A 21,293-nucleotide genomic window follows, 5' to 3' on the forward strand; every position below is an offset into this window, starting at 1 on the left:
CTGGAACGGATGACGCCCCGCTTCTTGCGCTTTCATTCACACATGCATTCCGCTGACGATGTCCTTCGCGTGCGGCGCCGATGCAACCGCGCGCAAGCCGCGCACCCGGACGATGAGTCCGCTCGCATCGTCGCGATTCGTGACTTCGAGCGTCGCGTGATGCCGTTGTGCGACGCGCAGCGCGATCGCGAGGCCGAGCCCGCTGCCATGCCCCGACGTGCCCACGCAGCGATAGAAGCGGTCGCAGACGCGATCGATCTCGCTTTCCGGAATGCCCGGACCGGAATCGAGCACGGTCAGCGCGATGCCTTCCGCTTCGCGCCGCAACGTCACGTCGACGCGTCCGCCGTGCGGCGTATGACGGATCGCGTTGTCGAGCAGGTTGTTCACGAGCACGGCGAGCGCGTGCATGTCGCCCATGACGGTGAACGCGTCGTGTTCGTCCCGCGCCTGTTCGAGCTCGAGGCCGAGATCGATCGAGCGCGCTTCGGCCAGCAAGGAGAAATCGCTCACGCGGAGTTCGCACAGCGCGCGCAGGCTCATCGGCGCGATAGCCGCCTCGCGCGCGGCATCTTCGCGCGCCATGCTGAGCAGTTGCTGCGCGAGATGGATGAGCCGATTCAGCCGGCCATCGATTTTCGCGAGCGTCGCGGCATCGACCTGAAGCGAACCGTCGCCGATCGCGCCCTGGATTTGCAGCTTGAGCGCCGTGAGCGGCGTGCGCAACTCGTGAGCCGCATCCGCGACGAACGTGCGCTGCGCCTGCGACGCGTCACCGAGGCGCCCGAGCAGATCATTCAACGCGTTGACAAGGGGATGCAGTTCGTCGGGCATCGGCTTGTCGAATGCAATGGGTTTGAGCGATTCCGGCGAGCGCGCGGCGAGCGAGTGCGACAGCCAGCGCACCGGCGAAAGCCCGCGCGCGACGACGAAGAGCACGATCACGACGATCACCGGAATGAGCAAGGCGAGCGGCCAGATCGTGCGCAGCGCGAGCGAGATGGCGAGATCGTCGCGAATGAAATAGGGCTGGGCCACCTGGATGAAACGGTCTTGCTGCGCGACGCCAAACGCGCGCCAGCGATAGCCTTCGCGCTCGGCGGAGCCGAAACCCACGCCAAAACGCGGCAGCGCGGGCTCGTGAGGCGAGTGATAGATGAGCCGGCCGGACCGGTCCCAAATGTCGATGACGAGCCTGTCATCCGCAATGCCATGCAGTTCGTGATCGCGCCCTTGCGCGACATCGTCGGCGTTGATGTTGTGCGGCAGCGAGAGCGCGACGGTGCGCAGCTCGTAGTCGAAGAGCTCGCCCGCTTCAAGCCGCGCCGTGCTGAAAATGCCGATACCCGCGATCAGACAGGCGACGCCGAGGCCGCATAAGAGCCATCCGAGCAGCCATCGGCGAATTGATGTCATCCGATCCTCTTCAGGCGATAACCGACACCGCGCACCGTCACGATTTCCTCCGCGCCGATCTTGCGCCGCAAGCTGTGCACATGGACTTCGATCGCGTTGCTGCCGACTTCCTCACCCCAGCCGTACAGCTTTTCTTCGAGCTCCGAGCGGCGAAACACGCGCGACGGCTCCTCGATCAGCGCCTGCAGCAGCGCGAACTCGCGCGGCACGAGGTTGAGCGCGACGCCGCCCTTGCCTGCTTCGTGCGCGGCGGGATCGAGGGTCAGCTCGCCGTGCGAATACACCGGATGCTTGTGGCCCGTGCGGCGTCTCAGAAGCGCGCGCACGCGGGCGGCGAGCTCGTCGAGATCGAAGGGCTTCATCAGGTAGTCGTCCGCGCCGGCATCGAGGCCACGGATGCGGTCGTCGACGGCATCGCGCGCGGTCAGGATCATCACGGGCGCATCGCCGCCGTTCTTGCGATACGTGGCGAGCACGTCGAGACCGTCGCGCTTGGGCAGATTCAGGTCCAGCAGTACGAGGTCGTAGACGCCGTTGCCGAGCGAAAGCTCCGCCGCCCGGCCGTCCTGCGCCCAGTCGACGGTGTAACCCCCGCGACGCAACGCGGCGAGCACGGTTTCCGCGATCATCTCGTCGTCCTCCACCAATAACAGGCGCATGCGCTTTCTCCAGGCTCGAACAGGTCGCACCGATTGTCCGGCCTGCATGCTTAAGCGCCACTTAAGTTTTGCGCGCTGCCGCACATCGTGGCCCCGTTATCGGCGTCGTGCGCGTCCTGCTTAAGCATTGCATAAGCTTCGTCCCCGCACTATACCGTCGAGCGCGCCGATTCGCGGCCGTGCGGCCCGGAGATGCCGATGCGATCGTCCACTCTTGCTTCCCTGCGTGCGAATGCGGTGCTGATCGCCTGGTGCATCGCCGCGTCGGATGCCGCGTGGCTCACGGTCTGCGGCTGCGCGGGCCACGTGAATGCGCTCGGAAGTACCGCGGTGCGCCTTGCGACTCTCGCGAGCGCCGCGGGCATCGTGCTCGTCGTGCGGCGCATTGCGAGGCTCGCATTCGATGCCGCCCGTTCGGCACGCCGCATCGCCTGGGCTTCGGACAAGCTCGTGATCGACGGAGCCTGCCCGGGCGACTGGCTCGTGCAGCTTCATGTGGAACTTCATCCCGCCGGCTCCCGGCTCAGCGGCGCGCAGACCTGTCCGCGCGCCGCGGCGTCCTGCAGAGTGCCACGCGGTCGGGCGTGAACTCGGAACTCGCCCGACCACCTTCGCCCGGCCTCTCCGCCGGGTTTTTTTTTCGTCCACGGTAGTTTCCTCACGCGACGATACACATGCCTTTCATCGCAATTTCAATGCGCATGCGTTCGCTTGTCTAAGCATCTCTTAAGGTTTGCGAAGGCAGGCTTCGGTTCTCGACACGCATTCGAATCACTGCGCTGTGCAAGGCAACTGTGGAGATCCATTCGCACGCGATCGCGGCTAAAGGTGAGCATTTTCGGGAGCACGATTTTTCTTGCGAAAGTTGCATGCCGCAACTAAATTGAACGGACATGGTTGCGCTTTGCAACCGATGGAGCCGTCATGGATTTCATCGACACACCCGTTCAATCCCGCGATAAAACGATCCTCGAATTGCGCGAGTTCTCGCGCAAGCTCGTGCGCGAACTGGGCTTCATGCGCAACACGCTCGCCGAGAGCGGCCTGCCGCCGTCAGCGGTGCACGCGATCATCGAGATCGGCGCGACACCCGGCATTCAGGCGCGCGACATCGCGCAGATCTTGCGACTGGACAAGTCCAACGCGAGCCGGCAGATTGCGCGGCTCGAAGCGGCGGGGCTCGTCACGCGGCAAACATCCAGCGATGATGCGCGCTCGTCCGAGCTCTATCTCACGGCGGCAGGCCAGAAGCTGCGCAGAAAGATCGACAAGTTCGCGACCGATCAGGTCTCCGATGCGCTGCGCCGCATGGTGCCCGAGGATCAGCAGACGCTCGTGCGCTCGCTCGCGCTCTACGCCGATGCGCTCGCGCACGGTCACGACCACAAGACGGCGCACGCCGCGCAGGCGCCGAATGCGCGCGTCGTCGAGGGATACCGGCCGGGCTGCATCGGCGATGTAACGAGCCTGCACGCGCGCTTCTATGCGCATCATGCGGGCTTTGGCGTCTACTTCGAGCGCAAGGTCGCCACCGAACTGGCCGCGTTCGCCGAGAGCCTGCCCGCGCCCGGCAAGGCGCTGTGGCTCGTCATGGACGGCGAACGCACGCTCGGCTCGCTCGCCATCGACGGCGATGCGAAGACGCGCGTCGCGCATCTGCGCTGGTTCATCATCGACGATACATTGCGCGGCAGCGGCGTGGGCCGGCAACTGATGGCGCGCGCGATGGATTTCGTCGATGCCCACTACGACGAGACGTATCTCTGGACCTTCAAGAGCCTCGACGCCGCGCGCCATCTGTACGAATCCTTCGGCTTCACCTTGACCGATGAAGCCGAAGGCACGCAATGGGGGACGTCGGTGATCGAGCAGCGCTTCGCGCGCCGCCCGGTTCGATGATTCATCCACGCAAAACGCGCGACGCCGGCCCGAGGCGTTGCGCGAACCGCCGTGCGCATTCGATGCCGAACGGGGTCGGTCGCGCGCCGCGATCGTGCACGACATCGAAGCCCATGCGCCATGCCGCGATGCGCTTGCCGTAACAGGTGAGCGTTTCCAGGGACTGCATCACGAAGACGATTTCCGGCAGCGTTTGTGCATACAGCGATTCGGCGTCGTGCTCGTGCCCTTCGACGAACGCCTGATGGATCGCCACCTGGCGATCGAACGCATCCGGCGCGACGATCAGGCCGTCGCAGCCCGCGCGCAGGTTGTCGACGAGTTCCTGACCGCCGCGTCCGTTGAACACCGCGAGAGGCTGTTCGAGCGCGCGCAGGCGTTCGATGGTCGCGCGGATCGTCCCGGCCGGGCCTTCGCCTTTCAGCAAACGAAAGTTGGGCTGCTCGGCCGCGAGCGCGGCGATCGATTCGGCGGACAGACCAACGCCGAGATATTCCGGCGCGTTCTGAATGCCTGCGTTCGCGCCGGTTCGTTCGAGCACCGATGCGAAGAACTCGTAATAGAAGGCTTCGGGCTCGCCGCGTATCGATGGCGGCTGAAGGATGAGCCATGATGCGCCGCGTTCGAGCGCGTAGTCAGCGAGCGCGACTTGGCGCTCGATGCTGTCGCCGGTGATCGTGACCGCGAGCGGCACGCGGCCCGCGATGTGCGCGGCACAGTCGTCGATCATCGTGCGCTTTTCGGCGTCGGACAGGCGATTCACTTCAGTTGCAAGACCGAGCGTGACGATCGCGGGCGCGCCCGCCGCGATGGTCGCGTCGATCTGTCTGCGCGTGGCGTCGCCGTCGAGCCGGTTCAGCGCGTCGAAGTAGGCGTAGAGCACCGGCCACATGCCGGACGGCGGCGTTTGATGTTGTGACATCGATCGTCTCCGCTCAATGTGAATCGCGCGGCACCGGCGCGCCGCTCGAACCGACGAGGAAATCCAGGTCCGCGCCCTGATCCGCCTGCAAGACATGCTCCACGTACAAGCGGTAATAGCCCCGCCTCGGCAGCTCGGGCGCTTGCCATGCGGCGCGGCGCTTTGCCAGTTCTTCGTCCGACACTTCGAGATGCAGACGGCGCGCCTCGACGTCGAGCTCGATCATGTCGCCTGTCTGCACGAGCGCAAGCGGGCCGCCCGCCGCGGCCTCCGGTGACACGTGCAGCACGACCGCGCCGTATGCGGTGCCGCTCATGCGGCCATCGGAAATGCGGACCATGTCGGTGATGCCCTTTTGCAGCACTTTTTTCGGCAGCGGCATGTTGCCGACTTCGGCGAAACCCGGATAACCCTTCGGCCCCGCGCCCTTCAGGACCATGATGCAGTGCTCGTCGATATCGAGCGAATCGTCGTCGACTTTCGCGTGCAAGTCCTCGACGTTTTCGAACACGACCGCGCGCCCGCGATGCTTCAGCAAGGATTGCGTCGCCGCCGATGGCTTGATGACCGCGCCGTTCGGCGCGAGATTGCCCTTCAGCACCGCGATGCCCGCGTGCGGCTTGAACGGCTTCTCGAACCGGGTGATGACCTTATCGTCGTAGTTGGGCGCTTCGCTCACGTTGTCCCAGATCGTCCGGCCGTTCACCGTGAGCGCATCGCGATGCAGCAAGCCTTGCTCGCCGAGCTGACGCAGGACCGCGGGCAAGCCGCCCGCGTAATAGAAGTCTTCCATCAGATACTCGCCCGATGGTTGCAGGTTCACGAGGCACGGCACGTCGGACCCGAGTTCCCAGTCCTCGAGCTTCAGTTCGACGCCGATGCGTTTCGCCAGCGCAATCAGATGCACGACCGCATTCGTCGATCCGCCGATGGCCGCGTTCGTGCGGATCGCGTTCTCGAAGGCTTCGCGCGTGAGGATCTTGTCCATCGTGAGATCCTCCTTGACCATCCCGACGATGCGCCGCCCCGCCATATGCGCGAGCACCTGACGGCGCGCGTCGACGGCGGGAATCGCGGCGTTGTGCGGCAGGCCCATGCCGAGCGATTCGACCATCGACGCCATCGTGGACGCAGTGCCCATCGTCATGCAATGGCCGCGCGAGCGGTTCATGCACGATTCGGCTTCGACGAATTCCTCCTGCGTCATCTTGCCCGCGCGCACTTCCTCCGACATCTGCCATACGCCCGTGCCCGAACCGATCGTGCCGCCGCGAAAGCGCCCGTTCAGCATCGGTCCGCCCGATACCGCGAGCGCGGGCAGATTGCACGACGCCGCGCCCATCAGCAGGGCCGGCGTGGTCTTGTCGCAGCCGACGAGAAGAATGACGCCATCGATGGGATTGCCGCGGATCGACTCTTCGACGTCCATCGACGCGAGGTTGCGAAACAGCATCGCCGTGGGCCGCAGATTCGATTCGCCGAGCGACATCACCGGGAATTCGAGCGGCAGGCCGCCCGCCTCGCGCACGCCGCGCTTCACATACTCGGCGAGCTCGCGGAAATGCGCGTTGCAAGGCGTGAGTTCCGACCATGTATTGCAGATGCCGATGACCGGCCGGCCATCGAACTGATCGTGAGGGATGCCCTGATTTTTCATCCACGAGCGGTGGATGAAGGCGTCTTTGTCGTTGCCGCCGAACCAGCTTTGCGAGCGTAGCTTGCGCATGGATGTCCCCTTTATCGCGCTTTCTTCATAGTGTGGGATCCAGTGAAAAAGACCGCGCGAGCGGCCTTTTTCAAAACCCGGATACGTCGAGTTATACACCTCGCTTCGCATCCGGCGCGCGTCAGGCGCAAGATTTGACGATCAGTCGAGCGCGTCCTTCGATCTGTCGCGCATGCACGCCACGGCGATCACGGAGAACACGCCGCAGCCGATCACGTACCACGCGGGCGCCATCACGCTCTTCGTGATGACGATGAGCGAAGTCACGAAAAACTGCGCAAAGCCGCCGAAGATCGCGACGCCCAGGCTGTAGACGATCGCCGCGCCCGTCGCCCGCACGGAACGCGGGAACAGTTCGCCGAGCATCGCGCCGGTCGGGCCGACATTGAGCGAATGCACGATCGAGAGCGCCGTGACGACCGCGAGCAGCGTTTCGGTCGTCGGCGACATGTTCAGGAGCGCGAACGCCGGCCAGATCGCGAGCATGAGCAGGATGCGCGTCGTCTGCGCGAGCTTGTTGCGGCCGATGCGATCCGACAGATACCCGCCGATCGGCGCAACGATGAAGAGAATCGCGCCCGATACGCAGCCGGAGAGCATCGACGTCCAGCCCGGCAGGCCGAGCGTCTTCACGCCGTAGATCGACAGATAGAACACGATGATGAAGTGCGCCGACGTGCCGCCGATCGTGAGACCCAAACCGTTGAGCACCGCGCGGCCATGCTCGCGAAGCACGGTGACGAGCGGGAGCTTCGGCGCTTTCGGCGCGGCGGCCACGCTTTCGCGCGGCGCTTCTTCCATCGTGCGGCGCAGCCACCAGCCGACCGGCACGATCGCGGTGCCGATGATGAACGGCACGCGCCAGCCCCAGCTCTCCAGTTGCGAGGACGTGAGCGATGCCGTCAGCACGACGCCGGTCAGCGCGCCCGCGAGCGCCGAGAGTCCCTGACTCGCGAACTGCCACGATGCGTAGAAGCCGCGTCGATTCGACGGCGCCTGTTCGAGCAGCAGCGTGGTCGATGCGCCCACTTCGCCGCCCGCCGAGAAGCCTTGTATCAGGCGCGCGATCACGAGGATGACGGGCGCGGCGATGCCGATCTGCGCGAACGTCGGCGCGGCCGCGATCATCGCGGTGCCGAGCGCCATCAGGCCGAGCGTGAGCAGCATCGCTTTCTTGCGTCCGGCGCGGTCGGCGTACATGCCGATCAACAGGCCGCCCACGGGCCGCGTGAAGAACCCGACGCCGAAGCTCGCCACGGCAAGGAGCAACTGGCCGACCGGATCGTGCACCGGAAAGAACAGCTTGCCGATGACGAGCGCGAAGAACGCATAGACCGTGAAGTCGTAGAACTCGAGCGCATTGCCGACTGCCGCCGCCATGACAAGCCGCGTGCGCGCTGCGCGGCTCGTGGGCGTCGATACATTCGCCGGCGCGCGGGCGATGGTGGGTGCGTTCATGATGTGCTCCGAAGGGATCAGTCGGCGAGCCAGGCTTCGGCCAGGCGCACCCAGTAGCTCGCACCGATAGCGAGGATGTCGTCGTTGAAATCGTAGGCCGGGTTGTGGACCATGCAGCCGCCCTTCGAGCCGACGCCGTTGCCGATCCACGCATAGGTGCCGGGGCAGGCTTCGAGCATGAACGCGAAGTCCTCGCTGCCCATCAGCGGCCGCGCGGCCGGCTCGACGCGCTGCGCGCCGAGCATCTTCGTCGCGACATCGGTGGCGAAGGCGGTCGGCTCTTCGTGATTCACGAGCACCGGATAGCCGAGTTCGTAATCGATCTGCGCCGTGCAGCCGAATGCAAGCGCCTGCGCATTTGCGAGCGCCGTGATGCGTTCCTGGAGCTGCTTGCGCACGCCCGCGTCGAGCGCGCGCACCGAGAGCTTCATCAGCGCGGTCTCGGGAATCACGTTGCACGCCTCGCCTGCCTGCACGCTGCCGACGGTGACGACGGCAGGCTTCTGCGCATCCACTTCGCGCGCGACGATGCTGTTCAGGCCCAGCATGATCGACGCGACGGCCGGCATCGGATCGCATGCGACATGCGGCATCGCGCCATGACCGCCGACGCCGCGCACGGTGATGTTCACGCGGTCGGACGAAGCCATGCCCGGGCCCGGCGTGAAGAACATGTCGCCCGCGGGCAGGCCGGGCATGTTGTGCAGGCCGAACACGGCATCGCACGGAAACTTTTCGAAGAGGCCGTCTTCGATCATCGCGCGCGCGCCCGCCTCGCCTTCCTCGGCGGGCTGGAAGATGACGATCAGCGTGCCGGAAAACTGGCGGCTCTCGGCAAGATAGCGCGCCGCGCACAGGAGCATCGCGGTATGGCCGTCGTGGCCGCATGCGTGCATCGTTCGCGCGTGCTTGCTGGCGTACGGCAGGCCGGTCGCTTCTTCGATGGGCAAGGCATCCATGTCCGCGCGCAGGCCGATGCGCTTGCTGCCCGCGCCCTCCTTCAACACGCCGACGACGCCCGTCTTGCCGAGCCCGCGATGCACGGCGTAGCCCCATTGAGTGAGCAGTCCCGCCACGAGATCGCTCGTTTGCGTTTCTTCGTACGCAAGCTCGGGATGCGCGTGGATGCGCCGGCGTACTTCGACGAATTGCGCTGCGATGGCGGCAATGCCGGGGATGACGGGCTCGACTGACAGCATGTGACACTCCTTGCTCGATGCGGATTCAACGTGAACCCAAGCATATAAAGCCGAAAAGCAAACCAAAAGACGGTAAATTTATTGCGTGAATACCATCGGTTGTCGGTGCTAACCCTAGGATGTCGCTCATGAGCATGAAGATTCATCAGTTGCGCGCGTTTCTGACGACCGCCGAGCAAGGCAGCATCCGTGCAGCCGCGCGCAGCCTTCATCTGTCACAGGCGGCGCTTACGAAGGCAATCAAGGAGCTGGAACAGGATCTCGGCGTGCCGCTGGTTCTACGCACCGCGCGCGGCGTGCAGTTGACCGCATTCGGGCAGCAGTTGCGCGTGCGGGCGCATCTCATCGTGAGCGAGATGCGCCGCGCCGAAGACGACATCACGCAAATGAAAGGCGCGGGTGCGGGAAGTGTGAGCGCGGCCGTCACGCCCACGGCTGCGCTATCGATACTGCCGCAGGCGTATCGCGCGTTCCGGCGACAGATGCCGAACGCGCGCGTGAGTTTCATCGAGGGTTTTCCGGGTGTCGCGATGCCGCGTTTGCGCGACGGCTCGCTCGACTTCGTCGTCGCGGTGGTCGTGCCCGAGCATCTCGCGCCGGAGTTCGACCACATCGAACTGTATGAGAGCCGCTCGGCGATCGTCGGGCGGGCGGATCATCCGTTGCGGCACTGCACGTCGCTGGCGGAACTCTCGGATGCGGAGTGGCTCCTGAATCCGTCGCCGGAAAGCTCGACGCAGGCGCTGCTCGATTCGTATGCCGAGCGCGGTCTGGCGGTGCCGAGGCGCGTGATCGAGTGTCCGAGCTTCATCATCGCGCATGGCTTGTTGCGCGGATCGGATGCGCTGGCCGCAATGCCCGCCGCGTTGCTGGAACACCCGTGGGTCAGCGAAGGACTCGCCGTTTTTCCGATCGCCGATGCGTTGCCCGCGGTGTCGGTGCGCGTCGTGACGCGGCGGGACAGTCCGTTGACGCCCGCCGCGACGGTGTTGCTCGAATGCCTTCAACATGCGGCGCGTTCGCTGTGACACGCCTCGAATGTCTCATGCCGATTCAGTCTGGATTCTGTCTTTCAAAATTTGGGCCACGCAGGTTCGTCTACCTCCCGGGCTTCGAAAGCAAAGGGCGACACCTGAAGCTAAGACACCGTTCGACCCTCATCCTTGCCCGCGGTAGAGGGCTATGTGGAGCGTCTTGCCGGATTCAATTACTCAGCTTGCGGTAAGCGTTCAGGTGGCGAATCAAGCCGCGCCGGTCACCGCGCTTGTCGAGAACGATGGCAAGGTTGTGGTGAGCGTCTGCGTAATTCGGGTCGATGGCGAGGCACTGTTCATAGCTCCTCCTTGCCTCATCGAGCCGCCCCATCGTGTCGAGCGCCACCGCTCGGTTGAAATGCAGCACGGCATCGTCCGGGAAATGCTCTAGCGCCTGGTCGAACACGCGCAGCGCCTCACCGCATTGATGTTCGTCCTCGCACAATAAGGCGCCGAGGTCGACGTACGCAGCGTAAAAGGGCTCGGGAGACAGCTCGATGGCGCGCCTGTAGTTCCGCTCGGCAGCGCGCGGGTCAGCCGCCAGCAACTGTTCAGCCAATTCATATCGTTCCTGTGCCTGGGCAGCCGCAGTGTTTTTGCGCTCTGGCGTCGCGTCAAAGAGCACGACATCGCCTCCGACCCTGGCCACTTCGAAGTCGAGCAGCATCTGACCCGTTACCGCGTCCCAGCGCGACGGTCCCGTCTTGACGACAATCGCGTCTCCCTCGGCAGCGATGCGGATGCCGGACAATGGAAGCTCGTCAGGAAGGTCGCGCTTGAGTCGGGCGAGCGCCTCTCGCAGCTTACGCGGCGTGGTCTTCGCCGTCCGCAACTGCAATGCCGTGCGCAAAAGGACGACATCTTGGAACGTGAAGCGCAAGGCGTTACGAGGTCCCCGGGTAGGCGTCACGAGACCTAACTCGATGAGTCCATCGACGATGCCGCGCGAGACGCCAAGCATCGATTGAAGCTTGGCGAGTGAGACGTAGTGCGATACGTCGCGTTTGCTCACTTGCGTGCGCGCGCCTTCGCCGGAGTTTCGGCGGCAACCTTCGGCGCTCGTGCGGCAGGTTTGCGTGTTTTTGGAACCACCGGTTCTTCAACAGCTTTCGACGCAGTCTTCCGCTTTTCTGTGGGCTTTGTCTTCTCGCCGCTCTTGGCGAGACTCGCGCGCAACGCTTCCATCAAGTCAATCACTTCGCCAGTCGGTGCAGCTTCGCCAGCCTCGGGCGCTACGATTTGTTTGCCTTCAATCTTGCGGTCGATAGCTGCCAGGACGCGCTTTTTCTCTTCATCCTCGTAGGCCGAAGCGTCGTAGTTGTCCTCTGCGCCCTGCTCGATGATTTGCACCGCGAGCTTCAATTCGGAATCGGAAACTGCGACATGTTCGATATTCAAGTCCTTCAGAGACCGGACTTCGTCTGCGAACAGCAACTGCTGAAAAACCATGCCGTCCGGCGTTGGACGAACCTGGACGATTCGCGTCTTGCCTTTGTACGACCATTTTGCCAAGGCACATCTGCCGGTCTCGGCGAGCGCCTGCTGCAAGAGGCTGTATGGCTTCCCGCCGCGTTTATCGGGCGCAATGAAATACGCTTTGTCGTAAAACACGGGATCGACTGACTTTTCCGGAACGAATGAGACTATCTCGACGACATGACTCGCGCCTTCCTCCAGCGCCTTCAATTCGTCGCCGGTGAAGACGACATAGCGGTCCTTCTCAAACTGGTAACCCTTCTGCATGGAAGCCCGCTCGACGACCTGCCCAGTGGATTCCGAGACATACTGCTGTTTCACACGTGAGCCGTCGGGGGCCAGCAGGTTGAATCGAATGTCGGACGAGCTCTCTGTGGCGGAGTACAGTCGAACGGGAATAGAGACCAGTCCAAAGGACAGAGAAAGCGATGCAATGGAGCGAGCAACCATGAGCTTCTCCTGGCCGGCTGTTAGCCTTTCGCCGGACGAAAAGGATGAAATCGTCGCCCACGGCCGCCAGGGCGTGCAAACAGGATAGCACCAGGTGTGCCGCCGCACGGCAGCAACCGCGATGAAGGCCATTCCGGCTTCCGGCGTCATGCAACGGAACGGCATGTCGCTTGCTTCGTCGGCTGGTTTGAAAGTTTGCTCGAGGTGGCAAGCTGCGCTTGGTCACCGCTCTGCTTATGGACCGCCATCATGGTTCCTACCCGTGACACGAACTCGCCCCCGCTGGCCCGCTACCGGAAAAAGCGGGACTTCAACGTCACGCCCGAGCCGGCAGCACCGACCAGTGACACGACCGTCGGTACTGGTAGCCTCAGATTCGTTATCCAGAAGCACTGGGCGAGCCGTCTGCACTACGACTTTCGACTCGAGTTCAATGGCGTGCTGTTGTCGTGGGCGGTACCCAAAGGTCCATGCTACGACCCCGGGAAAAAGCAGATGGCGGTGCATGTAGAGGACCATCCCGTCGATTACGCTGCCTTCGAGGGCACCATCCCTCCAAAGCAATACGGTGCCGGCACTGTCATTGTGTGGGACCGCGGAACGTGGGAGCCGGTGGGCGACGCCGCTAAAGGAATGGAAGCGGGCAAGCTGGTCTTTCGGCTGCACGGTGAGAAGCTCGCCGGCCTATGGGAGCTGGTGCGCATTTCGAAGGCCGGCGACAAGCAAGACCAGTGGATGCTCTTCAAAAAGCGCGACGAGTGGGCTCGCCCGCTCGCTGAGTACGATGTGATAAAGGCGCTTCCTGACAGCGTCACCGCGAAGCCGCTTGGGCTCATTGAAGAACGTGAGCCAAGGGCGGCGCGACGCTCGCGCGCAGCCGAATTCCGGATTGACCTGTCGGCCGCAATACGAGCGCCGCTGCCTGCAAAGCTGGAGCCACAACTGGCCACGCTTGCTGAGTCGCTGCCTGCGGTCGGCGATTGGATAACCGAAACGAAACTGGACGGCTATCGCCTCCTCGCCCGAATTGATAAGAAGCGCGTGAAATTGTTCACGCGAAACGGCCACGACTGGACGGCAAAGTTTGCGACGCTCGCCGCCGAGCTATTGGAACTCCCGCTTTCAAGCGCCTGGATTGACGGCGAGATTGTCGTGCTCAAGGACGGCATTCCCAGCTTCTCGGCACTTCAGGATGCCATTGACGGCGCCAAGAATCAGGAAATTGTCTTCTTCCTTTTTGACCTGATGTATATCGACGGGGACGACCTCAGGAAAGTGCCGCTCTGGGCAAGGCGAGCACGACTCGCACAGCTTCTAGAGGACTCGGGCGAACACCTGTTGTTCAGTCAAAATTTCGACGCACCGGCCGCACAGGTTTTTCAGGCTGCTGCAGGACTGGGCCTGGAGGGCCTGATTCTCAAAAGGCGAGATGCGCTTTATGAGTCGGGCCGGACGCAAACGTGGCTCAAAGCGAAGACACGCTTGAGACAGGAGTTCGTTGTTTGCGGCATGACCGCACGTGGCGGCAACGATGGGGAAGTCGGCAGCTTGTTGCTCGGCTATTACGTTGGCGACAAGCTCCATGACGCCGGAAGTGTCGGCACCGGATGGGATTCCAAAACCGCACGAGACCTTTGGCACCGCCTCGCGCCTCTCGAGGTTGACAAGACGCCGTTCGACACGCCTGTCAAGAAGCCCGGACGATGGTCCAAGCGTGCAGCCGGCAGCGAGAGGTGGGTTCAACCAACTTTGGTTGCAGAGGTGGAGTTTGCAGCCTGGACGGCGGAAGGTGTGGTAAGGCAAGCATCCTTTATCGGGTTACGCCTGGACAAAACTGCTCGCACCGTCGTCCGTGAGGGTGGAAAGACGCAAGCTCCCGAGCCGCCCCCGCAACTCAAGATTACCCATCCCGAGCGCGTTATCGATTCGTCGGCGTCAGTCACGAAGGCAGACCTTGTTCGGTATTACGCGAGCGTTGCGGAGCGGATGCTACCTCACATCAAAGATCGGCCTGTCGCGCTCGTTCGCGCGCCGGACGGTGTCGCTGGTAACCTTTTCTTTCAGAAACACGCCGAGCGCACCGCGATGCCTGGCCTGACTGCTCACAGTCGCGATTTGTGGCCAAAGCATCCGCCATTATTGACGGTCGATACGGCGGACGCGTTGCTGAGCGCGGCTCAGATGAACACCATCGAATTCCATACATGGAACTCGGTGGTCCGTCGGCTTGACGCGCCTGACAGAGTCATCTTCGACTTGGACCCCGGTGAGGCGGTGAAATGGAATCACGTCCAGGAGGCGGCAATGCTGGTTCGGACACTGCTGTCCGAGTTAGGTATCCAGGCCTGGCTCAAGACAAGCGGCGGCAAAGGGTTGCATGTCGTCGTGCCGCTGGCTCCGCGATTGGACTACGCGAAGGTGAAGGCTTTCTCGCAATCGTTCGTTCGGCATCTTGCCAAGACTATCCCTGAACGCTTTTCGGCGGTGTCTGGACCATCTAATCGAGTCGGCAAAATCTATGTCGACTATCTGCGCAACGGGAAAGGACAAACAACCGCTTCGGCATTCTCCGCTCGGGCTCGACCTGGAATGGGCGTCTCGATGCCGGTCGCTTGGGAGCAGCTTTCCGACCTCAAGACCGGCGCTCAGTGGAATGTCCAGACGGCACGTGAATATCTGAGCTTCCAGGCGAGCGACCCGTGGAAGGACTTCTGGTCGGCCAGACAATCTTTGGCAGCAGCGATCAAGCGTCTGCCGTAAGCGGTTTTGCGCGGAGACTCGAGCGCGGCACAACATAAGTCGCAAAGTGACGAGCGTTGCGGACAAAGTCAGCGTAACTTCTTGGCGAGAAGCTCGTCCAGCGCATCGCGCGCCGATTGAAGGTCATCAACAGCAGCGGTGAGGCGCGCCAGGTGCAAAGCCCGGGCGCCTTCGTTGCTCTTGGCCTTGGCATGTTCTTCCAATGCCTCCGCCGCCGATAGCACCTCTCGCGCTGCATTCGCGACTCGCAAGATGGCCTCGGCTTCGCCACCGTCTTGTTTCACTCCCGGCTGCTCCACATAGCCAATCAGTCTTCGATGCGGAAGCCTGCCTTGAGCGTCACCTGCCAGTGAAGGATTTTTCCGCCTTCAATATGACCTCGAACCTCCTGAATGTTGAACCATTCAAGGTTGTGCACTGTAGCAGACGCTTTCTCAAGCGCGGCCTGCACCGCGTCGTCGGATGAAATCGCGGACGAACCGGTCACCTCAAGAAGTTTATAGACGTGTTCGGACATTGAAGCCAGCTCCAGGATAAACAGACGCCCGTCTCGTTACGGGCCTGAATTGCGTTAATGCAACGCTAGGTACGACGCACGAAACCACGGCGCAGCTGATTGTCTCCATTGTCGGCATGCGCCATGGCCAGTTCCCCATGTCAGTTGCGCGCCTCCGTGCCCTTCAACTCGTCGTGTTTGTGAGCATGCGTCGCGGCGTACTTTAGTTCGAAATGCGCTCCCTTCCCACTTCGCGTCGGCGGGAAGTGCTCTCCCTCCACACAGGTCACTTCAAACGTATTCTTGCCGTCCTCGTGTACGACCGAGTAGATGCCGCTGACCTTCACGATTTCGCCGGGCTTGTATGCGGTGTCGCCTGCCATGGGTGCCTCCAGGTGTGATGTGCACTTGAGGCTTAAGCAAGCCGCGTTCCGGAGAGCGGCCGAGCCGGGCGGCGTGCTTCCCTTCTTTGCTTCTCAAGGAGCGACGGCCAGATAATGACATTCACATTGCCGGTCTCGTCTCCGGCGTTACGCACATTACGCCCTTCGCGGTGCCGGGCCGCTGGCGGCCCGTAACGAGCCCACACCTACGCGCGAAACGACCATTCGGATAGCTCATGAGTTCGGCTGAGGTTGTAGTCAGCGACGATGTTTTCGGCTTCAGACGGGGTATGCGCCAGTCCTTGTGATGGAGAATGGCAAGTACGTGGTAAAGCCACTGCGATACCAGTGCCGAATCGCCGGCAAACCTGTGAACTATGATGTGAAGTGCTTCGGTTACACACATGCAGTGATGCTCGTTGATGTCTTTTTCGAAAACATCAAGAAAGCGAAGTACGAGAAGGTCGCGCTGGCGCTCGCCTGGAGAACGCGACTTACTTTCTTTTGCCGCAATCACGGATGAGCCCTCACCGGAGGTCGAGGCCGCAGGCAGAAGCAATGTATGCAATATCGGATGATAGAGACAGCCTTGCTACGAGCATCAACTTGCAGCATAACGATGCACCGGACGAACCCGCGCGCTGAGAGCGCTTAATTTGGTCACGCTCCTTGTCGCGCCAATCGAGCGTTCTGTGCAGGCAAGTCGCATGTCGATCATAGGTCGCGGAACACCGCGAATGAGCCAGACTGGCTCAGATTCTCGAAAAGGAGACTCGGGTGATACGCAAGACGCTTAATGCTTCGCGGCTCCAGCAAGAGGTCGACCGTCGAATTCATCGACTGCAAGAAGTCGTCGAGGATGGAGTGAAGATTCGTGTGCCGCGGCCCCAGTTACAAGAGACCGACAAAACAGGCTGCAATTGGAACATGAGCAATTTCGGGAACGCAGTCGGCTTCGAGCGCGACATCGAGGGCGTGCTTAAAGCTGTGCGTGCCGAGTACAACCTTAGTACCGAAACAAAAGACCCCCGCAACCCGTTCGAGGAGTAGCCACGAAAGCCATCGGTTCCTGAATTTGCCGGTTTTATGTCTTAGCTGTGCAACTTCGCGTGCAAGCGCCGCGTGACGTATCGGTGCAGCTGCTACGCCACGCGGCACGCATTCCCTTGAGGACAACCCATGCCCTTTCTCAAGGGTCGATAATCACAGCTTCATGCCAACGTGGGCAGGGGCTGGGTCGGGCGTATTTTCCAGTGTGTTTATGTCGTGGATAACACGGTAGGCTTCAACAAGTGCTTTTTCTTTCTCCACATCATGCCCACCTACGACACGGGCCATCTCGGTACGAGACAGTTCCTTTTCCTGGCGAAGGTCAACAATAGTCAGCGTGCTCATTTCGATTCACCCTAAAAGTAATGTGGGGTAAGGAACGGGATTGTGATTGAGCGGCTCGCATCTGCGCTCGCTTAGCTATAGACACGTTCTGTGCCAAGCTCAATCCTGTCACTACGAACGGGCCCAACTTACTGTTTACAAATGGCAAATCTGGAATCCTCTTTTTCACTCCGTCAGGTCGCGGCAGCGAAGTGTGTGATGGATTGCGACACATCACAAAGCTTCTGTTGGCAACGTGGAAACACCAGGCGATGGCCGTCGGAGCGAGGACCAACCCTCTGAATCGCCGGACACGGCCTCTCACCCCCAGTGCGGGTATACGCGAGGACTCTGTAATCATCTCCCGAACTCGGAGTACGCTGTTGGTACCATTACGTCGTCGCAAATGACTAACCGACAAAGGCGGACAGGCGGGAAATGGATATCTTTTACTATTGGCAGAAGTTCGAGCCGGACTTGAAGAACGGTCAGGTCGGCTACTTCGGCTCCAACAGCGCGAAGATAGCTGAACTCAAGGAGCGGTTGCCGAAGCGCCTATGGGTTTTCAAAACGCCCAAGGGCATGAAAGGCTCTGTCCAACTGCTCGGCTCATTGCTAGTCAGTGATGAGCCCAAGGTTGCGGTGAACGCCGAGTATCCAAACTTGATTTACTACGACCCGTTCTCGCCCGAGACGGTCTTGTTCGCTGACTCGAACGCGCCCGGACGAATTGAGGACGTGACACGCCTTCTTCAGCACCGCCTCCTCCACGCATTCAAATCGAACTTCCAGGGCGACGCGGGATTGCAGGCACTGGAATCAAACGTAGTGCGGGAACTGGAAGCACTGTGCGCCGATTGGGGCAAGGTGCAACTGCTCGAGCGAGTAGAAGACCGAAAGAAGGTGCAGCTAATCAACCCCTTCGCGCAACCGTCACGTTGAACCCCCGAGTATTCGACAGGCTGGAAAAATTGGCCGCTTGCTGTCTCTCGCTCTTCTGCGCCGCACTTTAGTCAGGCGCGTTCGACGCTGTCAGCGAGCGCGCGCAACAAGGCCGCACCATCGCCATGCCAAGCGCTGCCGTGCATGCAGGCCAGCGTTGTCGGCTGCAATGCAGCAAGGCGTTCTAGCATTTGGCGGGCGTACCTGGTGTGTGAGAAGTAATCCATCTTTTGACGGAACGTTTCGCTGGGTTCGAGGATGTCACCCTCGGTAAGTGGCGGGGGATGCGAACCGCCTTGGGTAAACAAGTCCCCACAGAGCAGCGTTGCCGACGCAGTCTCCATGAGAAATCCGCATTCCCACGCGTGCGGTAGATGCGGCGTATCAAGCCACCGCACGCTGTGCTGCCCGAGCGAGATCGTCTCGTCATCACTGAGCGCGCGTGGCGGCCGGTCGGCATAATCGCTAACTGAAACCATGGCCGCGACTTGGCCGCACAGTGGCTCCGCACGCGGCGCGACCGCGAGAAACTCGTTGAGTGCGCCGCATTCGTCGGCCTCGAAATGGGAGAAACCGATATAGCGCAGTCGATCGATTGGTACTATGCGCTCGACTGCTTCACGGACGACGGGAAACATCCTGCGCAGGCCGGTGTGAAATAGCAGGGGTTCGTCGTCGTCGATTAGATACTGGTTGAACGAGAATCCTCCACCGCCGGGGATTTCGACTGGAGTGGAGATGCGATAGATGCGTTCCGCAATCTCGTTGACTACTGTACCGCTCGAAAGGGATAGGGCGGGCATGATGCGCTCCTTTCTTGGGCAACTTACATTGTCCAGGCTCGGTCAGACCGTCGATGCACGTGCTGCGATTTTCGACGATCCAGGTATTGATGTCCATTGCTTCTGGGCGTCGACAACCCGGCGTGGGCATGCATCGTCCTTGAAATGAAGGCATCGCGAGCCTATCCTGATTGAGCAGACAGATCCGGGCCGCAAGCCGTGCGGACGGCATCGGTCAGAGGAGACGCTCATGCGGCGCTTGCTCCTTCTCATGGTCGGGTTATTCATGAGCGCGATGTCGCTACATGCGGATGCGGACGACGCTCGCGAGCGTCAACGACGCGACAATCAGCGCGTCCTCAAGGTGTTTGATGCGAACGGCAAACTTGTCGGACGGCTCGCGTCGGATCGCAGCGGTGACGGCGTTTATCTCGATGTAGACGGCGCGATCGTCTTCGCCGCCGTGACATGGCTGCGCATCGATGTCAACGACACCGATTCGTCGAGATTCCAGTGGAAGACGTTCGGCCCGTTCCAGTATTCGACCACCGACTGCAGCGGTTCGCCGATCATCTCTCCTTGGAGCGGCCCGCGTCCTTCCATCGCGATGAGAAATGGCGCCGAGGTCACGCTCCTGATCGCGGGCGATACCGTCTCGTCGCCGGCGCAGATCGTCGCGGTGTCCGACGGAACGACGTGCAAGCCGCCTCCGGTCATCGGTCACATGCCGCCTTCGACCGCGCCCGTGCCCGCGTTCACCGCGGAGACGAGTTATCCGCTGACGGCCCATTATCCCGAGCCGCTGACGATCGGCTATTGACCAGCTGCGATAGACGGAGACGCGTCGTGGGACGATTCCTCGTTATGCTGCTCATCTTGTGCGCTAGTCTGAGTGCCGCAGGCGGGCGCGTTGACCGGGGACGCGATGCGCGCGACGAAGCGCGCCTGCCAATGGTGTACGACGCGCAAGGGCGCGCGGTCGGACCGCTGGCGTTTTTCGCGGGCGTCGTCGGCGTGTATATCGCGATAGACGGCGAGCCCGTGTTCGTCATCGTCGATCACAAGCGCATCGGTCCGTCCCAGTACTCGGCATCGGAGTACGAATGGGTCGGCTATCCGTCCGTCGGGTACGCGTCGGCCGACTGCAGCGGAAGCGTGTTGGTTCCCTTATCGGCCAGTCCAACGCCGTCCATCGCGGTCAGAGACGGTGTCGACGTGACGGTTTATACCGCCGTCGAGGGGTATTCCGGCAATGTGCATGTGTGGTCGTTGAGGCAGACGGATGGTTCCGGCGCGACCTCATGCAGCCCGACGCCGTACGACCAAGGCTCGCTGTATTGGGCGGTCAGAAGCACGTATCCGCTGACTCAGCGTCATCCCGAACCGTTGCGCATCGTCTTCTGATGCGGTCGGAGTGCGGTCCTCATGGAGGCCGATATGAAACGCTTCCTGGCTGGAGCACTGTTCGCGCTCTATACGATCGCGCCGCTTGCGGACGATTCTGCGCATCACGCGAAACATCGCCTCCTAAGAGTCTTCGATGCGAACGGACGCGTGATCGGCAATCTCGCAAGTTTCAGCGGTCAAAACGGTGTCGCGTTCACGGCCGGGGACGCGACCACCGTCGTGCCCATCACGCGGATCCAGGACGCGAGCTTCCACTTCTCCGCGACCGATTTCCAATGGCTCGCTGTTTCGTCCGGCCAATTCACGTCGACGGATTGCAGCGGCGATCCCGTCATCCTGTCCGCGTGGAGACCCCGGTTCGCGATTCCGGTCAGACGGGGTGGCGAGGTCACGGTGTACTTCGCCTCCGCAGGTCCGGCGGTGCCCTTGACCGTCCGCTCCAGCTTCGGGGGCACCGGTCCGCCCGTATGCAACCAATATCCGAGCCCTTTGACGATCGCGGGGTACCCCGCAGCCGCGAAGCTCGTCATTACCCGTGATCATCCGGAGCCGCTCAGAATCCGATATTGACAAGCGTGACTTCTATCGCTGCCCGTTGCAGGCAGGCCATAAACGGCCCGAAGCGCGAGAGAGGCACGGTATTCAGGAAGCTGCTCGATGTCCCGCGACTGAGGAGCCATTGGTATCAGGAATGCGTCCAGCTCAGAACCCGACGCCTACGCCGACGCCCACTCCCGATCCAAAGCTGCCACCGCCAATGCCAACGCCGATGCTGGGGCCCGGCGCGTAGTAGCCGGGTCCATATACGGGCTCGCTGTAGCCGTACGGCGGAGCGGCAACGCATCCGGAGAACGCTACGGCAAGGGTCAAAAGACCGAAGAGTTTGAACATGAAGACCTCCCGTGTTGGA

22 protein-coding genes and 1 pseudogene are annotated in these 21,293 nt (G+C 62.0%); 10 read left to right on the forward strand and 13 right to left on the reverse strand.

Features of this window, described 5'->3' with window-relative positions:
* Positions 1–36: 36 nt before the first annotated feature.
* On the reverse strand, positions 37–1,416 hold the full coding sequence (locus tag NCR38_RS20510) for an ATP-binding protein (RefSeq protein WP_061120033.1): 1,380 nt from the start codon (positions 1,414–1,416) through the stop codon (positions 37–39).
* Complete coding sequence (locus tag NCR38_RS20515) at positions 1,413–2,075, reverse strand: response regulator (RefSeq protein WP_061120034.1); 663 nt, start codon at positions 2,073–2,075, stop codon at positions 1,413–1,415. Before NCR38_RS20515 ends, NCR38_RS20510 begins: the two co-directional genes overlap by 4 nt.
* A gap of 198 nt (positions 2,076–2,273) precedes the next feature.
* On the opposite strand from NCR38_RS20515, the gene NCR38_RS20520 reads away from it, so the two are divergent.
* Complete coding sequence (locus NCR38_RS20520) at positions 2,274–2,663, forward strand: hypothetical protein (protein WP_143756383.1); 390 nt, start codon at positions 2,274–2,276, stop codon at positions 2,661–2,663.
* A 336-nt stretch (positions 2,664–2,999) separates the two neighbouring features.
* Complete coding sequence (locus tag NCR38_RS20525) at positions 3,000–3,974, forward strand: helix-turn-helix domain-containing GNAT family N-acetyltransferase (protein ID WP_061120036.1); 975 nt, start codon at positions 3,000–3,002, stop codon at positions 3,972–3,974.
* A 1-nt stretch (position 3,975) separates the two neighbouring features.
* Here NCR38_RS20525 and NCR38_RS20530 read toward each other — a convergent pair whose 3' ends face one another.
* From NCR38_RS20530 to NCR38_RS20545, 4 genes are all read right to left on the reverse strand, one after another.
* Positions 3,976–4,896, reverse strand: a complete 921-nt coding sequence (locus NCR38_RS20530) for a dihydrodipicolinate synthase family protein (RefSeq protein WP_250477530.1) — start codon at positions 4,894–4,896, stop codon at positions 3,976–3,978.
* Positions 4,897–4,909: 13 nt separating this feature from the next.
* A complete protein-coding gene (locus NCR38_RS20535) occupies positions 4,910–6,622 on the reverse strand; it encodes an IlvD/Edd family dehydratase (protein ID WP_061120037.1) in 1,713 nt (570 codons plus the stop codon).
* 141 nt (positions 6,623–6,763) lie between these two features.
* Positions 6,764–8,080: an MFS transporter gene (locus NCR38_RS20540; RefSeq protein WP_061120403.1), complete on the reverse strand. Its 1,317-nt coding sequence runs from the start codon at positions 8,078–8,080 to the stop codon at positions 6,764–6,766.
* A gap of 17 nt (positions 8,081–8,097) precedes the next feature.
* Positions 8,098–9,279 (reverse strand): M20 aminoacylase family protein, encoded by a 1,182-nt coding sequence (locus NCR38_RS20545; protein ID WP_061120404.1) that lies wholly within the window; start codon positions 9,277–9,279, stop codon positions 8,098–8,100.
* 134 nt (positions 9,280–9,413) lie between these two features.
* Between NCR38_RS20545 and NCR38_RS20550 the strand changes: the two genes are divergently transcribed.
* Positions 9,414–10,307, forward strand: a complete 894-nt coding sequence (locus tag NCR38_RS20550; protein WP_061120474.1) for a LysR substrate-binding domain-containing protein — start codon at positions 9,414–9,416, stop codon at positions 10,305–10,307.
* 175 nt (positions 10,308–10,482) lie between these two features.
* Here NCR38_RS20550 and NCR38_RS20555 read toward each other — a convergent pair whose 3' ends face one another.
* Both NCR38_RS20555 and NCR38_RS20560 read right to left on the reverse strand, forming a co-directional pair.
* A complete protein-coding gene (locus NCR38_RS20555) occupies positions 10,483–11,325 on the reverse strand; it encodes a tetratricopeptide repeat protein (RefSeq protein ID WP_061120405.1) in 843 nt (280 codons plus the stop codon).
* On the reverse strand, positions 11,322–12,239 hold the full coding sequence (locus NCR38_RS20560) for a Ku protein (protein ID WP_061120475.1): 918 nt from the start codon (positions 12,237–12,239) through the stop codon (positions 11,322–11,324). Before NCR38_RS20560 ends, NCR38_RS20555 begins: the two co-directional genes overlap by 4 nt.
* 249 nt (positions 12,240–12,488) lie before the next feature.
* Here NCR38_RS20560 and ligD point away from each other — a divergent pair, with 249 nt between their 5' ends.
* Positions 12,489–14,999, forward strand: a complete 2,511-nt coding sequence (gene ligD / locus NCR38_RS20565; RefSeq protein ID WP_250477531.1) for a DNA ligase D — start codon at positions 12,489–12,491, stop codon at positions 14,997–14,999.
* 68 nt (positions 15,000–15,067) lie between these two features.
* Here the strand turns inward: ligD and NCR38_RS20570 are convergent, their stop codons facing one another.
* The 3 genes from NCR38_RS20570 to NCR38_RS20580 all read right to left on the reverse strand — a co-directional run bounded on the left by NCR38_RS20570 (position 15,068) and on the right by NCR38_RS20580 (position 15,878).
* Positions 15,068–15,283: a hypothetical protein gene (locus NCR38_RS20570; RefSeq protein WP_143756389.1), complete on the reverse strand. Its 216-nt coding sequence runs from the start codon at positions 15,281–15,283 to the stop codon at positions 15,068–15,070.
* Positions 15,284–15,306: 23 nt separating this feature from the next.
* The gene (locus NCR38_RS20575) at positions 15,307–15,516 is read right to left on the reverse strand and encodes a dodecin (protein WP_061120407.1); all 210 of its coding nucleotides are present in this window, start codon (positions 15,514–15,516) and stop codon (positions 15,307–15,309) included.
* Between the two features lie 140 nt (positions 15,517–15,656).
* On the reverse strand, positions 15,657–15,878 hold the full coding sequence (locus NCR38_RS20580) for a hypothetical protein (RefSeq protein WP_061120408.1): 222 nt from the start codon (positions 15,876–15,878) through the stop codon (positions 15,657–15,659).
* 289 nt (positions 15,879–16,167) lie between these two features.
* Between NCR38_RS20580 and NCR38_RS20585 the strand changes: the two are divergent.
* A pseudogene (locus NCR38_RS20585) lies at positions 16,168–16,429 on the forward strand (hypothetical protein); the annotation flags it as partial.
* A gap of 226 nt (positions 16,430–16,655) precedes the next feature.
* Positions 16,656–16,928 carry a hypothetical protein gene (locus tag NCR38_RS20590; RefSeq protein WP_061120410.1) on the forward strand — a complete coding sequence of 91 codons (273 nt, stop codon included), beginning with the start codon at positions 16,656–16,658 and terminating at the stop codon, positions 16,926–16,928.
* 153 nt (positions 16,929–17,081) lie between these two features.
* Here the strand turns inward: NCR38_RS20590 and NCR38_RS20595 are convergent, their stop codons facing one another.
* Positions 17,082–17,273, reverse strand: coding sequence for a hypothetical protein (locus tag NCR38_RS20595; protein ID WP_061120411.1), 192 nt, complete (start codon positions 17,271–17,273; stop codon positions 17,082–17,084).
* Positions 17,274–17,690: 417 nt separating this feature from the next.
* On the opposite strand from NCR38_RS20595, the gene NCR38_RS20600 reads away from it, so the two are divergent.
* Positions 17,691–18,194, forward strand: coding sequence for a hypothetical protein (locus tag NCR38_RS20600; protein WP_061120412.1), 504 nt, complete (start codon positions 17,691–17,693; stop codon positions 18,192–18,194).
* Between the two features lie 71 nt (positions 18,195–18,265).
* On the opposite strand, the gene NCR38_RS20605 is transcribed toward NCR38_RS20600, so the two are convergent.
* Positions 18,266–18,997, reverse strand: coding sequence for a hypothetical protein (locus NCR38_RS20605; RefSeq protein ID WP_061120413.1), 732 nt, complete (start codon positions 18,995–18,997; stop codon positions 18,266–18,268).
* 229 nt (positions 18,998–19,226) lie between these two features.
* On the opposite strand from NCR38_RS20605, the gene NCR38_RS20610 reads away from it, so the two are divergent.
* From NCR38_RS20610 to NCR38_RS20620, 3 genes are read left to right on the forward strand one after another with little or no spacing between them, the layout of a single operon-like run.
* Positions 19,227–19,796, forward strand: a complete 570-nt coding sequence (locus tag NCR38_RS20610; RefSeq protein ID WP_061120414.1) for a hypothetical protein — start codon at positions 19,227–19,229, stop codon at positions 19,794–19,796.
* A 44-nt stretch (positions 19,797–19,840) separates the two neighbouring features.
* A complete protein-coding gene (locus NCR38_RS20615; protein WP_250477532.1) occupies positions 19,841–20,380 on the forward strand; it encodes a hypothetical protein in 540 nt (179 codons plus the stop codon).
* Between the two features lie 33 nt (positions 20,381–20,413).
* The gene (locus NCR38_RS20620) at positions 20,414–20,953 is read left to right on the forward strand and encodes a hypothetical protein (RefSeq protein WP_250477533.1); all 540 of its coding nucleotides are present in this window, start codon (positions 20,414–20,416) and stop codon (positions 20,951–20,953) included.
* Positions 20,954–21,293 lie beyond the last annotated feature (340 nt).

Origin of the sequence: Caballeronia sp. INML1, from assembly GCF_023631085.1 — a bacterium.
In the GTDB taxonomy this organism is placed as follows: domain Bacteria; phylum Pseudomonadota; class Gammaproteobacteria; order Burkholderiales; family Burkholderiaceae; genus Caballeronia; species Caballeronia turbans.

Bases quoted from the DNA above. Each gene is read 5' to 3' on its own strand.
- NCR38_RS20510 (WP_061120033.1), bottom strand. From the start codon at position 1,416: ATGACATCAATTCGCCGATGGCTGCTCGGATGGCTCTTATGCGGCCTC.
- NCR38_RS20515 (WP_061120034.1), bottom strand. From the start codon at position 2,075: ATGCGCCTGTTATTGGTGGAGGACGACGAGATGATCGCGGAAACCGTG.
- NCR38_RS20520 (WP_143756383.1), top strand. From the start codon at position 2,274: ATGCGATCGTCCACTCTTGCTTCCCTGCGTGCGAATGCGGTGCTGATC.
- NCR38_RS20525 (WP_061120036.1), top strand. From the start codon at position 3,000: ATGGATTTCATCGACACACCCGTTCAATCCCGCGATAAAACGATCCTC.
- NCR38_RS20530 (WP_250477530.1), bottom strand. From the start codon at position 4,896: ATGTCACAACATCAAACGCCGCCGTCCGGCATGTGGCCGGTGCTCTAC.
- NCR38_RS20535 (WP_061120037.1), bottom strand. From the start codon at position 6,622: ATGCGCAAGCTACGCTCGCAAAGCTGGTTCGGCGGCAACGACAAAGAC.
- NCR38_RS20540 (WP_061120403.1), bottom strand. From the start codon at position 8,080: ATGAACGCACCCACCATCGCCCGCGCGCCGGCGAATGTATCGACGCCC.
- NCR38_RS20545 (WP_061120404.1), bottom strand. From the start codon at position 9,279: ATGCTGTCAGTCGAGCCCGTCATCCCCGGCATTGCCGCCATCGCAGCG.
- NCR38_RS20550 (WP_061120474.1), top strand. From the start codon at position 9,414: ATGAAGATTCATCAGTTGCGCGCGTTTCTGACGACCGCCGAGCAAGGC.
- NCR38_RS20560 (WP_061120475.1), bottom strand. From the start codon at position 12,239: ATGGTTGCTCGCTCCATTGCATCGCTTTCTCTGTCCTTTGGACTGGTC.
- ligD (WP_250477531.1), top strand. From the start codon at position 12,489: ATGGTTCCTACCCGTGACACGAACTCGCCCCCGCTGGCCCGCTACCGG.
- NCR38_RS20575 (WP_061120407.1), bottom strand. From the start codon at position 15,516: ATGTCCGAACACGTCTATAAACTTCTTGAGGTGACCGGTTCGTCCGCG.
- NCR38_RS20580 (WP_061120408.1), bottom strand. From the start codon at position 15,878: ATGGCAGGCGACACCGCATACAAGCCCGGCGAAATCGTGAAGGTCAGC.
- NCR38_RS20595 (WP_061120411.1), bottom strand. From the start codon at position 17,273: ATGAGCACGCTGACTATTGTTGACCTTCGCCAGGAAAAGGAACTGTCT.
- NCR38_RS20600 (WP_061120412.1), top strand. From the start codon at position 17,691: ATGGATATCTTTTACTATTGGCAGAAGTTCGAGCCGGACTTGAAGAAC.
- NCR38_RS20605 (WP_061120413.1), bottom strand. From the start codon at position 18,997: ATGCCCGCCCTATCCCTTTCGAGCGGTACAGTAGTCAACGAGATTGCG.
- NCR38_RS20610 (WP_061120414.1), top strand. From the start codon at position 19,227: ATGCGGCGCTTGCTCCTTCTCATGGTCGGGTTATTCATGAGCGCGATG.
- NCR38_RS20615 (WP_250477532.1), top strand. From the start codon at position 19,841: ATGCTGCTCATCTTGTGCGCTAGTCTGAGTGCCGCAGGCGGGCGCGTT.
- NCR38_RS20620 (WP_250477533.1), top strand. From the start codon at position 20,414: ATGAAACGCTTCCTGGCTGGAGCACTGTTCGCGCTCTATACGATCGCG.